Annotated in this window: 12 protein-coding genes; 7 read left to right on the top strand and 5 right to left on the bottom strand. The window is 51.4% G+C overall.

What is annotated here, in order from left to right:
* The first annotated feature begins 475 nt into the window (after positions 1-475).
* The 4 genes from IMY23_RS16635 (at position 476) to IMY23_RS16620 (ending at position 4,324) form a co-directional block, all read left to right on the top strand.
* Positions 476-1,255, top strand: coding sequence for a segregation/condensation protein A (locus IMY23_RS16635; protein WP_192823163.1), 780 nt, complete (start codon positions 476-478; stop codon positions 1,253-1,255).
* The gene (locus IMY23_RS16630) at positions 1,239-2,294 is read left to right on the top strand and encodes a lysylphosphatidylglycerol synthase transmembrane domain-containing protein (RefSeq protein ID WP_192823162.1); all 1,056 of its coding nucleotides are present in this window, start codon (positions 1,239-1,241) and stop codon (positions 2,292-2,294) included. Before IMY23_RS16635 ends, IMY23_RS16630 begins: the two co-directional genes overlap by 17 nt.
* Positions 2,295-2,485: 191 nt before the next feature.
* Positions 2,486-3,613, top strand: coding sequence for a pectate lyase (gene pelA, locus IMY23_RS16625; RefSeq protein ID WP_192823161.1), 1,128 nt, complete (start codon positions 2,486-2,488; stop codon positions 3,611-3,613).
* Positions 3,614-3,760: 147 nt separating this feature from the next.
* Positions 3,761-4,324: a hypothetical protein gene (locus tag IMY23_RS16620; protein ID WP_192823160.1), complete on the top strand. Its 564-nt coding sequence runs from the start codon at positions 3,761-3,763 to the stop codon at positions 4,322-4,324.
* Between the two features lie 209 nt (positions 4,325-4,533).
* Here the strand turns inward: IMY23_RS16620 and IMY23_RS16615 are convergent, their stop codons facing one another.
* From IMY23_RS16615 to IMY23_RS16605, 3 genes are all read right to left on the bottom strand, one after another.
* Positions 4,534-5,493: a TonB family protein gene (locus IMY23_RS16615; protein WP_192823159.1), complete on the bottom strand. Its 960-nt coding sequence runs from the start codon at positions 5,491-5,493 to the stop codon at positions 4,534-4,536.
* 13 nt (positions 5,494-5,506) lie between these two features.
* Positions 5,507-6,598: an energy transducer TonB gene (locus IMY23_RS16610; RefSeq protein WP_192823158.1), complete on the bottom strand. Its 1,092-nt coding sequence runs from the start codon at positions 6,596-6,598 to the stop codon at positions 5,507-5,509.
* A gap of 196 nt (positions 6,599-6,794) precedes the next feature.
* Positions 6,795-7,214, bottom strand: coding sequence for a nucleoside-diphosphate kinase (locus IMY23_RS16605; RefSeq protein WP_192823157.1), 420 nt, complete (start codon positions 7,212-7,214; stop codon positions 6,795-6,797).
* Positions 7,215-7,405: 191 nt separating this feature from the next.
* Here IMY23_RS16605 and IMY23_RS16600 point away from each other — a divergent pair, with 191 nt between their 5' ends.
* Genes IMY23_RS16600 through IMY23_RS16590 form a run of 3 tightly spaced genes read left to right on the top strand, consistent with a single transcriptional unit; the run spans position 7,406 to position 9,978 of the window.
* Positions 7,406-8,416 carry a bifunctional oligoribonuclease/PAP phosphatase NrnA gene (locus IMY23_RS16600; protein WP_192823156.1) on the top strand — a complete coding sequence of 337 codons (1,011 nt, stop codon included), beginning with the start codon at positions 7,406-7,408 and terminating at the stop codon, positions 8,414-8,416.
* Positions 8,417-8,450: 34 nt separating this feature from the next.
* Positions 8,451-9,404 carry an FKBP-type peptidyl-prolyl cis-trans isomerase gene (locus tag IMY23_RS16595; protein ID WP_192823155.1) on the top strand — a complete coding sequence of 318 codons (954 nt, stop codon included), beginning with the start codon at positions 8,451-8,453 and terminating at the stop codon, positions 9,402-9,404.
* Between the two features lie 28 nt (positions 9,405-9,432).
* A complete protein-coding gene (locus IMY23_RS16590) occupies positions 9,433-9,978 on the top strand; it encodes an FKBP-type peptidyl-prolyl cis-trans isomerase (RefSeq protein WP_192823154.1) in 546 nt (181 codons plus the stop codon).
* 157 nt (positions 9,979-10,135) lie between these two features.
* Here IMY23_RS16590 and recO read toward each other — a convergent pair whose 3' ends face one another.
* Together recO and IMY23_RS16580 are read right to left on the bottom strand one after the other, a co-directional pair.
* Positions 10,136-10,846, bottom strand: a complete 711-nt coding sequence (gene recO / locus IMY23_RS16585) for a DNA repair protein RecO (RefSeq protein WP_192823153.1) — start codon at positions 10,844-10,846, stop codon at positions 10,136-10,138.
* Positions 10,847-10,989: 143 nt separating this feature from the next.
* Positions 10,990-13,308, bottom strand: coding sequence for a hypothetical protein (locus IMY23_RS16580; protein ID WP_192823152.1), 2,319 nt, complete (start codon positions 13,306-13,308; stop codon positions 10,990-10,992).
* Between the last annotated feature and the right edge of the window lie 188 nt (positions 13,309-13,496).

Raw genomic sequence — 13,496 nt, 5'->3', positions numbered from 1 at the left:
TATGGCGCGGAAGTTACTTCCGTGACTTAAAGAACAGCCTAAAAGTAAGTCACGGAAGTAACTTCCGCGCCATAAAAGTAATCAGCACGAGTAAATCATCCCCCTACCCCCTTCAAAGGGGGACGAAATGCGTCAAAATCAGGAATGCGTGCGGGCGTTTGCGATACGCCCCTACATTATCAAAAAAACGTGAATCAGCAGAAGTAAACACCCCTCTACAGAGCTTCGCTCGCTGCCTCAAACTCTCGTTTGAGCAATCCTCAAGGGGAGAATCTGCACGTAGCAAGCGACTAACTATTTTGCTGGTTTTGATTACTTTCAAAAAAACAATCAACAAAGAACAATGAACAATTCCACCGTTTTACCGCTCATTTCCAGAAATGAAGCCGAAAACGGAAGTCAAACCGGCAAAGGTTGGCATAGGGCGATTCTTCTACGTATTTTTGGTTTTTGAACCGTTGCGTATTGCCTGCCTGTGAGTTTTGAGATAAAGCTATCGTTGTTTGAGGGGCCGTTTGACCTGCTGTTGTTCTTTATTGAACGCGACGAGCTGGACATCCATGACATTCCCATCTCGCAGATCACCAATGACTTTGTGGGCTACATCCGGCAACTGGAAACCATGAACATGGAAGTGGCCAGCGAGTTTATTCTCACCGCCGCCACGCTCATGCGCATTAAGGCCAAGATGCTGCTACCCCGTTTTGAGAAAGACGAAGAAGGCAACGAGATTGACCCACGTCAGGAACTGGTGCAGCACCTGCTGGAATACAAGCGTTACAAAGAAGTCTTGGGCGATTTAAGTCTCCTGGAAGACGTGCGCCTGCAACAGGAACACCGCGGCAACACAGATGCAGAACTGGCCAAGATTGCGGCTTCGCACCAACTGGAGTACGAACTCAAAGACCTGAACCTGTATGGCCTCATGCACGCGTTCTACAAGGCCATGCAGCGCTACGAGGACGAGCAGAACCGGCCCAAGCACACCGTTTATACCTACCCGTACACCATAGACCAGCAGCGCAACTATATCAAGCGCCGTGTGGGCACGCAAGGCACCGTCACGTTTGTGGAGCTGCTAGAAGCGTTTCCAGATAAAATAGGCTTAATCTTTAACTTCCTGGCTATCTTAGACTTGCTGCAGCTCAACGAGATTGGTTTGGAGATTGGCGACGGGTTTAATAATTTCCGCATTGTGCCGTTCTCAGACGCGCAGCACCTCACCCTTACCCAAGACCATGGACCTCAATCGTAAGAAACTCCTCTCCTACTTCACCCCGCAGCGCATTTTGATTCCGGTGGTGATTGGTCTGGGCATGATTGGCTACATGTTCTACCGTGACTCCGCCGAGATGGACCTCACGCCGCTCTACAACGCCAAGCCGTTCTGGCTCTTCATGACGTTTCTGGTGCTGGTGGTGCGGGACTTCGGGTATATTTACCGCATTAGGTACGTGACCGAGAAATTCCTGAGTTGGCGCAAAAGCGTGGATGTGATTATGCTCTGGGAATTCGCGTCTTGCGTGATGCCCAGTGTGGTGGGCGGTTCTACGGTGGCCGCTTTCATTTTGAACAAGGAAGGTTTGAGTCTGGGCAAGTCATTGGCCTACGTGATGGTGACCGCCATGCTGGACAACCTTTACTTCATCATTGCTGTGCCATTGATATTTTTGATTACCGCCGGAGATATTTTTCCCGAGGTTTCGGCCATGGAATTCTCCGTGACGCAAAGCCTGGAAATAGCGTTTATTGTCAGTTATTTGTTGATTGCGTTTTATGCGTTCTTGATGGCGTATGGCCTTTTGATTAACCCGAAGGCCGTGAAACGACTCTTCCTGCGAGCCACGTCTTTCCGGCTCACGCGCCGTTTCCGGGCTGGCGCTTACAAGCACGGCAACGAGCTGGTGTGGGCCTCGCAGCACCTCAAAGGCAGTACATTTAGTTATTGGCTGAACGCCGCGCTTTCAACCGCCTTCGTTTGGACGGCCCGCTACTTTGTAATTAACTGCTTGATTGCCGCCTTCACCGATATCAGTTTCCATGACCACGTGCTGATTTTTTCGCGCAACATGGTCTATAAGATTGTCTTGCTGGTAGCCGTAACGCCGGGCGGCGCGGGCATTGCTGAGGTGGCTTTTCCAACGTTTTTCGGGCAATTTTTGGGCAGGTTTACTACCGTGATTGTGCTGCTGTACCGCGTGGTGACGTATTATCTGTATCTGATTCTGGGTTCGTTCTTCTTACCGCGCTGGGTGTTGCGTGTGTTTGGCGAACATCCGGAGGACGAGGAATAGCCTTTCCGTTTTCGGGCCCATTTCTGAAAACGAGCCCGAAAACGGAAACGGTTTTCAGATAATCCAACTACGGAATGTTATGCTAGCTATATTTCGAAGAAATCCTGGGCAGGCCTTTTCTTCAGCAGGCCTTTAATTTCTGTTCTTAAGCCGATTCTGCCAATCGTTCTGAGGCCTTTTTACTTCGTTTCATGAAATTCTCTTTTGCCTGTGTGCTGTTGTTGGGAATGCTGGGCTGCACGGCGCAGGTGCCATCTTCTCCTTCGGTGAACAATGCGCAGCCCACGGCCCAAGCGCCCGCCGGCATCAACTGGTACCGCGCGCAAAGCCAGCCGACGGAGTGGTACGCCACGCCAGAGGCCACCCGAATTGCCGACAACGTACTGCTTTATCAGAAAAACAACGGCGGCTGGGACAAGAACCTGGACATGGCCAAGCCGCTCACGCCCGCAGAAGCAGAGAAACTGGCCTCTCCATTTGAGAAAAGCGGTATCTCCACCATTGACAACCGCGCCACCTTCACCCAAATGGCCTACCTGGCGAAGGTTTTTCAAAGCACCCAGCAGGTAAAATACAGAGAAAGCTTTTTGCGCGGCCTTGATTACCTGTTGAAAGCCCAGTACCCCAATGGCGGCTGGCCGCAGTTCTTTCCGCTGAGGGAGGGCTATTATTCCTACATCACCTTTAATGACGGCGCCATGATTGGCGTGATGACCCTGCTGCGCGACATAGCGAAAGGCAAAGAAACGTACTCTTTTGTGGATGCCGCCAGAAAGCAAGCCGCCGCGCAAGCCATTGAAAAAGGCTTAGACATAATTCTCAAAACCCAGATTACGGCAAATGGCCAATTCACCGCCTGGTGCGCGCAGCATGACCCGGTCACGTTTCAGCCACAGAAAGCGCGTGCCTATGAATTAGTTTCTTTGAGTGGCATGGAAAGCGTGGGTATTGTAGAATATCTTATGAAGCTGGAAAACCCCAGCCCAGCGGTGCAAACGGCCATTACCAGTGCGGTTGCCTGGCTGCAACGCGTTAAAATCACCGGTCTTAGGTTAGACAGAATCCCGAACGAGCACTACACCAAAGGTTATGACCTGGTGGTGGTGCCTGACCCCGCGGCCCCGCCCTTGCTGGCCCGGTTTTATGACATTAACACCAACACGCCTTTATTTGTAGGCCGAGATGGGAAAGTGAAGCAACACCTCTCAGAATTAGCCCAGGAACGCCGCACCGGCTACAACTGGTACGCGGAGTTTCCGGAGGATTTGGTTGGCAGAAAGTTTTTGCGCTGGAAGCAGAAGTGGGCGTTGACCGAATAATTTCGTGGTTTAACCCCCAGCTTTTCTGAGTGTTATGCTTTCGCGTTGCTTGACAAAAGTGTTTCCGTTTTCGGGCTCAATTCTGGAAACAGCGCCAAAAACGCTTCTTATTGCCTTACCTATTTTTCAAACTATAGAGTTCCTTTTATGCGCTTTGCACCTCGTATTATCCTAGGCTTAGCTGTTTGCCTGTCGCCTTTCGCCACTTTGACCGCCAAGGTGCCTTTTCCTGCTGCGGTGGCTACTTTTCAAGATGCGCCGTGGGTGCAATTCTCGTTTCAGGGTTTTTCTTTCTCCACGCCTGTCGCCTTGAAGAAGTTGGATTTCCCGTTGCCAGAAGACCAGAAAGCCTTGTTCCATAGCATGGAGGCGCACATGGCAGAAGCAGGCGATTTCGTGTTGTATGCCCTGTTCATGCACATGAAAACTACTACCGGCAACGCGGCCGGAAGCCTGAACGGCGCCATCACCAACGCCGTGACCCAATTGGGCGGCACAGATTTCAAGCTGGAGATTGTAGAGCAGAACAACCAGAAAACCGCCTTTTTAGCCAGCGGCACGTTTACCATCGGCACAGCTAAAAAGATAGTGAGAGGCTACGTTCACACAGACCAAAAAGGCAAATTTCACATCTTCACCGCCATTGGTGCCGATGACCTGAGAACGTCTAACGGTTTTACTAGAATGCTGACCAGTATTAAGGTGCAGTAGATAGTACCCGGTTTGAAACAGCATCGCCCTTTGCATGTTGGAATGCAAGGGGCGATGCTGTTTGAGGGCGATGCTGTTTGATGTACCTTTCACCGGAAAAAGTAACCAAGAACTGTTCTATGGCTGTCACAAATATTTCCGTTTTTGGCCTCGTTTCTGGAAATGAGGCCAAAAACGGAAACACGAAAGTTTGTGAACAGGAATAGGAATTACCGACCAGTTACCCTGTAAGGCATTGTGTATCTAAACCTTACTTTGCGGCCTGCCTGCTCGGCCGGTTTCCAGAGGGGCATTTGTTTGGCGGCGTTCAATACGGCAATATCTACATCTGGCCGTAGTGATTTAACAATCTTGAAATCATCAGTAGTCCCGTCTGCCATTATCACAAATGAAAACTCTACTGTGCCTTCCACTCCGGCTCTTTTAGCCTGAAGAGGCATTTCAAAGGTTTTTTTCATAAAAGTCATCAAACCCAAAATTCCTCCGGGGAATTCTGGCATGATGTCTCCCGAACCAATTGATTGAATCTCTGGCCCCTGTTCTTTCTTCTCAAACCTCTTCACCCCTGCTTCAATTCTCACTGGCAGCTTGTTTTCTTTGGGAGGAATGGGGCAGGAATACTCAGGGCTGTAGGCGCAGTAGGGGTTGTAGGCCAGGTTAAAATCCAGCCAAACGCTGTCTGGGGTCATGGGAATGGCGAAGTCCAGGTAGCGGCCGGTTTCATAGGTTTCCTGGCCGGTGGTGGCGTCTGTGAAGGGAATGAACAGGTACGTCATGTATTTGGGCTGCGAGATCAATTCCTGGCTTTGGTACACGCTCAGGCGCAGCGGCTGGCCCTGCAGGGAGAAATGCAGTTCGCCGTACTTGAGGTAGTCTGGCTGGCGGCCGGTGGTGGTGGGCATTTTGAAGATGGTTTCCTGGGCGGTGCGCACAAACTGGGCTTTCACTTTATAGGCCTCGTTCACCGCGAAATACGGCAGGCCGTTAAACGTGGCTTTGTCCAGGGCGCTGAGAGGCGAATTCTCAGAATGTTTGAACACGCTGTCTTCTTTGGCGCGGTGGCGGGAGATTTCTTGGGCATAGGAGGTGGCATTGGTTGGTATTTGCCCCCAGCTTACTAGTGAACACCCTACCAAAACCAAGAGAACTACAAGTCTACTGAAACTCATTTTCAACCTCATTTTATTGAATGACAATGCGGTACGGAATAGTGTATTTCACGTTTACCGGCAACCCGTTGATATACCCTGGCTGCCACAAAGGCATGGCCTGCACTACTCTCACCACTTCCGCATCTAAGATAGGGTCCACAGATTTGACAATTGTCACATCCTGCACTTTGCCGCGTTTGTCCAACACCATGGTAACAACCACGGTCTTGTTCATGTCCACTTTCTTAAAGTTCTCAGGAAACCTGAATTTGTTAGACAGGTACTGGAACATGGCTTTATGGCCACCCGGAAACTCCGGCATTCGTTCCACTTTATCTTCATCGGCCAAGACTGAGGTGGTTTCTGCGGGAGGCAACAGGTATTCTTTGCGCAGGATATAATCTAGAGCCCTTCCCTTGGTGAAAAACCTGTCACTGGGGGAGAACGCCTCGGCTTGGGCTAGGAAACCCAGGGGCATGACTTTCTCCTGCTCTTTGTCTTTGTATTGGTACACCATTTTGCCGCTGGTTTGGTCATACACCTTGCCTTTGACCAAGCTGCCGTTCTCAAATTCCTCCTCAAACACCTTCTCTCCGGTAGGCTGTGTTGCAAACCAAGTGCCTACTTTTTTCCCATCGGCCCAATTGCCCGAAACCTGCATGCTCACATTTTTGGCACCCACTTTGGCCTGAAGGGAGTTTTGCCAGGCACCAGTGCCTTCTTTCACCAACTGCTGGCCGGTAGAATCATAATAATTGATGACCTTGAAATTATCATCTAAGAACTCCAGGGTCTGCCAGGGCTTGCCGTCTGGGTAAAAATAGTTCCAGGCACCGGCTCGCTTGTCATTCAGGAAAATGCCCTGTTGCGCCAGTTGCTTGGTGCTGTAATACAGAGAAAACACGCCTTCCTTTATGTTAGCCACATAGGCAACCTGCATCAGCGGGGCGCCACTTACATAATAATCGGTGACAGTGCCGTGAAAGGTGTGGGCCAGGGTGTCTAATTTACCAACCCTTATAAAGGCAGCCTCCGGTTTCTCAGTGACCTGCCAGTTGGCATCAAAGAAAACAGTCACCGGCACTACCTGCGGCGCGCTGGTTTGCGCGGCGGCCGTACTCATAAAGCCAGCTAAGAATAGAAGAAGGAAAACACGAAGGGCCATGCACATAAAAATTACGCTTCCCCAAAGCTACAAAACCCATTCCTGTTTTCGGGCTCAATTCTGAAAACGAGGCCGAAAACGGAAACCCGGCAGGCACAAAAAAAACGCCTGACCGTTGGGCCAGGCGTTTTGGGCTTCATTTAGAAAACAGAGCCTAGAAACGCTCGTCAGCAGAGAAGAAGAATTCGCCTTCAATCTGGGCGTTCTCATCTGAGTCAGAGCCGTGTACGGCATTGGCCTCCACAGACTTGGCGTAAACCTTTCTGATGGTTCCCTCCTCGGCCTGGGCCGGGTTGGTAGCACCAATCAGTTTACGGAAGTCTACCACCGCGTTGTCTTTCTCCAGAATCATAGCCACAATAGGGCCAGAGCTCATGTATTTCACCAGGTCGCCGTAGAAGGGACGCTCTTTGTGCACCTCGTAGAAGGCGCCGGCGCGCTCCTCAGACAGGCGGGTCTTTTTCATGGCCACCACTCTAAAGCCGGCCTCTTCCATCATTTTGGTGATACCGCCAATGTTGTTGTCCTGCACGGCATCTGGTTTGATCATGGTGAACGTTACGTTTCCAGCCATTTTTTCTTTCTCTAGTTAATGTTGTTGTGAATTTAAGTCTGCAAAATTAACAAATTACGGCAAAAGCCACCTAGTACGGCAAAAATACCCGGGGCGTTTACAGATGCTTGATTTAATTTGGTTTGTACCTTATTTCTTCAGAATTTTGCATCTTGTACCCGCTCTTTTTGCAACGGGTCTTAGAGTATACAATGCAGCAAATCAACGCGCTAAAGGAGCTTCTAGCAACTCCCAAGAAGATCATGATCACCACGCATCATAAACCTGATGCAGACGCATTGGGGTCTTCACTGGGGCTGGCCGGCTACCTTAAGAAAAAAGGCCACCAGGTACAGGTCATCACCCCGTCTGACTACCCTTCTTTCCTGAACTGGATGAGCGGGAACGAAGACGTGTTGGTGTACGGCCCCAAGACAGATGCCAAAGCCCGGCAGATCACCCAGGAAGCAGACGTCATCTTCTGCCTGGACTTTAACCACCTGGGCCGTATCAATGAACTGGGCGAGTACGTGCGGGTGGCCCCGGCCACCAAGGTCTTGATTGACCACCACCTGCAGCCAGACACGTTCGCAGACATCATGTTCTCAGACATTACGGCCGCGGCCACGTGTGAGATTGTGTTTGACGTGATACGGCTTATGGGCGAGGAGCACCTCATTGACGTGCCCATGGGCGAATGCCTGTACGCGGGCATTGTCACAGACACCGGCTCTTTCCGGCATGCCAGCACCACGCGCAACGTGCACCTGATCATTGCAGACCTGCTGCAGACCGGCATTGACATCTGCAAAATCCACCGCAACATCTATGACAGTTACTCAGAGAAGCGCCTGCGCTTTTTGGGTTACGTGCTCAAAGACAAGCTGCAGGTGGTGCGCGAGTACAACACCGCCTACATTGCCGTGACCGCGCAGGAACTCAAAGACTATGACTCCCAAACCGGCGACACAGAAGGTTTGGTGAATTTTGCGCTCTCCATTGAAGGCGTTCGGTTTGCCGCCCTGTTCATTGACCGCACAGAGGCCGTCAAGATTTCCTTCCGGTCGGTGGGTGACATCTCGGTGAACGAGTTCGCGCGCAACCATTTTGAGGGCGGCGGGCACAAAAACGCGGCCGGCGGCATCTCTTACCTGCCTTTGGTGGACACCGTGGAGAAGTTTGTGGACCTGTTGCCGCTGTACGCACCCCAACTCACAAAGTAATTTAGTAAGACTCTATATTTTTAATCTAAAACCGATGTTCAAAAAATCACTTTACCTGCTGCCTGCCCTGGCAGTGGCTTTGATCTCTCCTTCTTGCAAAGGCCTGGGAGAAGATAAATTTGCGAAAACCCCTTCTGGTCTGGAGTACAAACTGTATAGCCAGAGCAAAGAAGGCAAATTTGAATCAAAAGATGTGACCAAGGTAGACTCAGCCGCCTTTAAAGCCAAGTTAGGCAAGGTCATGAGCTTTGAGATGGAATACCGCACGGCCAAAGATTCTGTGTTGTTCAGCACCAAAGACAACGCCATGCCCATCCAGATCAAAATGGTGGAATCGCCTAACAAAGGCAGCATTGAGGAAGCCTTCTTAATGCTGGACAAAGGCGACAGCGCCGTGTTCAAGATCAACGCAGACACCTTGTTCGCCAAGACCTTCAAGAGCGCCTTGCCTCCGTTCATCACCAAAGGCAGCTTTTTGACCTTTTACGTGAAAGCCATTAACCTGCAGACTGAGGAAGAGGCCATGGCCGATTACCCTAAAATGATGGAGCGCCAGCAGAAAGAGATGGAAGCCCGCGCCGCCAAGCAAGGTCCCGTAGATGACAAACTAATTCAGGATTACATCAAAAAAGAAAACCTGACTGCGCAGAAAACTGCCTCTGGCGTATACTACGTAGTTACCCAGCCGGGCACTGGCGCCAATGCCGCAGACGGCCAGACCGTGAGCGTGAAATACAAAGGCACCTTGCTGAGCGGCAAAGAGTTTGACTCTTCAGACAAATCTAACGGCGGAAACCCTATTGAATTCCCGTTGGGCCAGGGCCAGGTGATCAAAGGCTGGGAAGACGGCATCAAGCAGTTCAACAAAGGCGCCAAAGGCATTCTGTTGATTCCTTCGCCGCAGGGCTACGGTTCTATGGCACGCGGTGCTGATTTGCCGGCCAACTCCATTCTGCGTTTTGACGTGGAACTGGTTGACATTAAATAGCCTTACCAAATTTTAAATTTAGCTTACCATGAAAGGGTTCTTACAGAAAGGTTGGTTGTGGGCATGCGTACTGCTGGTTGGTTTGGGCGGTCTTCTCTCTTCTTGCGAAGAGGAAAACCCTTATGACCCCTGGGCTAGCTTTGACCCCGTGGCCCAGACTGCCAAAGATGACCAGCTCATTCAGGATTACTTTAAATCCAGGAATCTCAGAGACACCGTGAAAACGGCTTCTGGCCTGTATTACAAGATTCTGAGCCCTGGCACTACCCAACAAAAGCCGGTGGCTGGTGACTCCGTGACCGTGCACTACTCCGGTAAGTTTGTTGAGAATGATCAAATAGTTTTTGACTCATCCTGGAAACGTGGCTACCCTTTCAAGTTTAAAGTAGGCGTGGGCAGTGTGATCAAAGGCTGGGATGAAGGCCTCACGTACGTGGAGAAAGGCGGCAGAATCAGATTATTTATTCCGTCACAACTGGCGTATGGGCATGTGCCTGGCTATGGCTCATCTATTCACCCAGACGCCTGCCTTATCTTTGAGGTGGAACTCCTTGACATCAAGAAAAACAACTAGGCCGCTGGCCTGAAACCAAAAAAGCCTGTCCTTTTAAAAGGGACAGGCTTTTTTTTTGCCCATTGCGGTGCAGGTTGTAAATTCTTGGCAGTAGGCATTTCCGTTTTCGGGCCCGTTTCTGGAAATGAGCCCGAAAACGGAAAATTTGAGCATGACTCTATTCACTTAGCACTTCAGAGAGCACCGGCAAAGATTTTATTTCGCCCAGGTTGTCTACGTGCAATTGGAAATAGCGCACCAGCAGATGCAGGAGCTCGCGCCGTACCCGTCCGTTGGCCAGGTTGGCTTCCAAGCCGTTCTCCAGCAAGGTAGAAAGGTAGGGTTCCAGTTGCTGCAGTTGCATGAGCGTGGTCCCAGACACTTTGGCCCCGCCGGCATCAAAGGCCACTTGGCTGATCAAATCATCTGCGGAAGACACGCCAAAGCCCAGGTACCCCGCTAACTGCACCATAAACACCAGGTGGAAGTTCTCATACCCAGCGGCCATCTGGTCAAATTCCTGAATGGCCCGGTGCAGAAAGTCAAACAGCGGCCGGTTCTCCTCTTCCTCGCGCACGGTTTTGGCCACCATCTCAGACAAAAACAGCAAGATGCTGCTCTTCCTGATGTCATAGGGCACGCTGCTGAAATGATGGCTGCATTTGTACTCAGAAATACGGGTAATGCCGCCTTTGGCCGAGGGGTAGACCACCATGTCCAGCAAGGTGAACGGCTGGAACAGCGCAATGCGCGAGGCGCTGCCTTTCTTGCGCACGCTGTTCACAATATAGCTCTGCAACCCAAGCTCCTCTGTGTAAACTCTGGCAATGATAGAGGACTCCCTGAACTTGATGAAGTTGAGAACAATGCCTCGGGTTTTTACCAGCATAGTAAATGGGTTTCTTGAACAGAATTCTAACTAAAAAGCAACTTATTGGGAATACATGCTATTCACCTCCTAGCTACTCTACCTTGCATACTGAACCACCAAACGCAAGGTTTTTAAGCACGGAAATAGTAAGAAGCTAAAGATTACCGTTGAATAGCGATTTTGGCAGTGCATGTTTCAGAGCCGTCTGCCGAGGAGGCCATGACCAGGTACACGCCCGGTTTGGCGGGTTGCCCGTTGTAGTTGGTGCCGTTCCAGGCAAAGGTGCCACCCGCCGACTTGCCCTCGTACACCAGCACCCCGGAAATGTCTGTGATTTTCACCCAACCATTGTTAGGCAATCCTGAGATGCCAATAGTGCCCGTAAAACCGGCGCGCACGGGATTTGGGAACACATTAAGGCAATTCTCCTCCACTTTCTCTGTCTTGGTGCTGGCGCCTTTGTAAATGGCAATTCCGCCATCTGTGGCCACCATCACGTCTCCGGTGGAGTGGTCAATGGCTACTTCCCTTATTTTATCTGATGGCAACGGGCTGTTTTTGGTGGTGAAGTTGAGAACCATCTCTTCGCCGGTTTCACTGAACAGCCAGAGCCCTGTGTCGGTGCCAATCCATTTGCGGTTGCCCCCGTCCACGGCTATGCTCCTGATCACCTGCCCCTGCAACAACGGCCGGCGTTCATAGATGGGCAAATACGCGCTGTAAGATGAACTGGTGAAAATAGATGAACTGCTGGTGAACACGGCCACGCCGTCACTGGTACCCACCCACACCTCGCCGTTCAGGTCCACAGCCATGGCATGTACCTGACCGTTGGGCAGACCGCCAATGCTTCCTTCGCCCAGGTATTTGTAGCGCCCTTCCACGTGATCATACACCACCAAGCCAGAGCCCGGGGCATTGATAGACAAACTCACCCATTTGTAGCCCAAGTCATCTACAAGCACTTTGTGCGCCGTGTTGGCGAACTGTATGCCCGGGAAAGGATGGGCCTCCCAGGTGCCGTCGGGTTTTAACTGGTGCAGGCCCGCAGCCTGGGCCACCTGGTTTCTGTTGGTCACCCAAACGCTGCCTTCCTGGTCCACGGCCACGCCGGGCACGCGCACAAAGAATGGTTTTTCGCCGGGCTGGGTTAAGCGTAAAGTGCTGTTTTTCTCATTGTACACCTTGGCCTTGGTGGCCCCTGCCTCAAACTCCAGCAGACCGTCACCGTAGCTGGCCAGGTAGAACTTACCGTTCACCGGGTTGCGCACCGCCCCCACTATGTCACGCACGGAGTCTGCGTACACGCCTGTGCCGGCATCAAAGCTGGTCCAGGCACCGTTCTGAAACTGGTAATACCCTGCCGTTGATTCGTTCTGCACGTACGACTGGCTGAAACCGCCGCCCACTACCGTGAACTTGCCTGGCTCAGCGTACACACTAAAAGCATTGCCGTACGCGGGGCCGGCGGGGGCATAGGCTTGACTTTCTGTAGCGCCCTGAAACCTGACCAAACCTTTGCTGTAGCTGGCAATCCATTGGCCGCCGTCGCGGGCTGGGAGCACCATGCGTGCCGCCAAGGTAGGATCTACTCTTCTGGTCACCATCTGCAAAGCGGCGTTCACTTCCACAATCTCATGGGCATTGGCGAAGGCCAGGCGCTTGCCGTTGCTGTACATAGACACGTAGCGGCTGCTGGGGTTGTTGAACGGAGCCGTTTCCCAGGAGACACCGTTGAACCGGAACATGCCCTGGTCAGAAACACCGGTGTACACGGCTTCCTGGAAAGTGGCAATGTTTCTGGTAGGGAAATCTGGGTTACCATTGGGCAAGCCTTGCGCCTGACCAAACCTTCGCCAGCTCTTAAAATCCTGCAGGTTGGCGCTACGCATATTCGCCGCCATGATTCCCATAGACGAGGCAATGTACACGCTGTCTTTGAGCACGGTGGCGGCATAGACTTGCACCACTTCGCCCTGAGGGCCAATGTTGCTGTAGGTATCTTTCACTTCGCGCCTTTCCAGGTCCAGCACCACCAACCCGAACGAAGTGGAGAGATAGGCCTTCTTCTCATGGGTGTAGATATGGTAAATTTCTTTGGCCCCAATCAAAGGCTTGCGCAGCAAATCTGTGAGGTTATAGATCTTGCCGTTCCGGAGCAGGTCAATGTTGGTGTTTTCATAGGCCACCACCAGCGTTTCTGAGGCAGAGTCATAGGCCAGGGTGCTGAGGTTCACATCACTGAAACCGTCAATCTTAGAAAGCGTCTGGACCGTGTTGTCACTTTTGATGAGCCTAAAAAAGCCGTCTTCGGTGGCCACGTACACAGAGGTCTTGGTTTCTGCCAGTGCCTTGGCCCGGTTGTTAGGCGCGTGCAAACTCCAGGAACCTAGCGGCAACGCTGACTGCCCCATAGCCGTGAATGCCAGCAACAAACCGCAGACAACCCCAACCCATTTATGTAAACCTAAATATGCCATGAGAGCACTATTACTATGTTAATTTCAAACTCGGCCCTAAGCCCGGCAGCAATCAGACCATGTTTCTTTCAAGCATCCTACAGTCCTGCAAAAAGCACTTTTGGCCAAGCCCTGAAATGCATTTTCCCTGCAAAACAAATCCCTTAGCTGCTTACCCAAAGATACACAGTTTCAACGCGTTTTCGGCT

The sequence above is a fragment of the Rufibacter sp. LB8 genome, from assembly GCF_014876185.1.
Taxonomy (GTDB): Bacteria; Bacteroidota; Bacteroidia; order Cytophagales; family Hymenobacteraceae; genus Nibribacter.
This window is presented reverse-complemented; position numbering and strand designations above follow the sequence as displayed.

Coding starts and splice junctions, on each gene's coding strand:
- IMY23_RS16630 (WP_192823162.1), top strand. CDS start 1,239: ATGGACCTCAATCGTAAGAAACTCCTCTCCTACTTCACCCCGCAGCGC.
- IMY23_RS16600 (WP_192823156.1), top strand. CDS start 7,406: ATGCAGCAAATCAACGCGCTAAAGGAGCTTCTAGCAACTCCCAAGAAG.
- pelA (WP_192823161.1), top strand. CDS start 2,486: ATGAAATTCTCTTTTGCCTGTGTGCTGTTGTTGGGAATGCTGGGCTGC.
- IMY23_RS16605 (WP_192823157.1), bottom strand. CDS start 7,214: ATGGCTGGAAACGTAACGTTCACCATGATCAAACCAGATGCCGTGCAG.
- IMY23_RS16620 (WP_192823160.1), top strand. CDS start 3,761: ATGCGCTTTGCACCTCGTATTATCCTAGGCTTAGCTGTTTGCCTGTCG.
- IMY23_RS16580 (WP_192823152.1), bottom strand. CDS start 13,308: ATGGCATATTTAGGTTTACATAAATGGGTTGGGGTTGTCTGCGGTTTG.
- IMY23_RS16615 (WP_192823159.1), bottom strand. CDS start 5,493: ATGAGTTTCAGTAGACTTGTAGTTCTCTTGGTTTTGGTAGGGTGTTCA.
- IMY23_RS16595 (WP_192823155.1), top strand. CDS start 8,451: ATGTTCAAAAAATCACTTTACCTGCTGCCTGCCCTGGCAGTGGCTTTG.
- IMY23_RS16610 (WP_192823158.1), bottom strand. CDS start 6,598: ATGAGTACGGCCGCCGCGCAAACCAGCGCGCCGCAGGTAGTGCCGGTG.
- recO (WP_192823153.1), bottom strand. CDS start 10,846: ATGCTGGTAAAAACCCGAGGCATTGTTCTCAACTTCATCAAGTTCAGG.
- IMY23_RS16590 (WP_192823154.1), top strand. CDS start 9,433: ATGAAAGGGTTCTTACAGAAAGGTTGGTTGTGGGCATGCGTACTGCTG.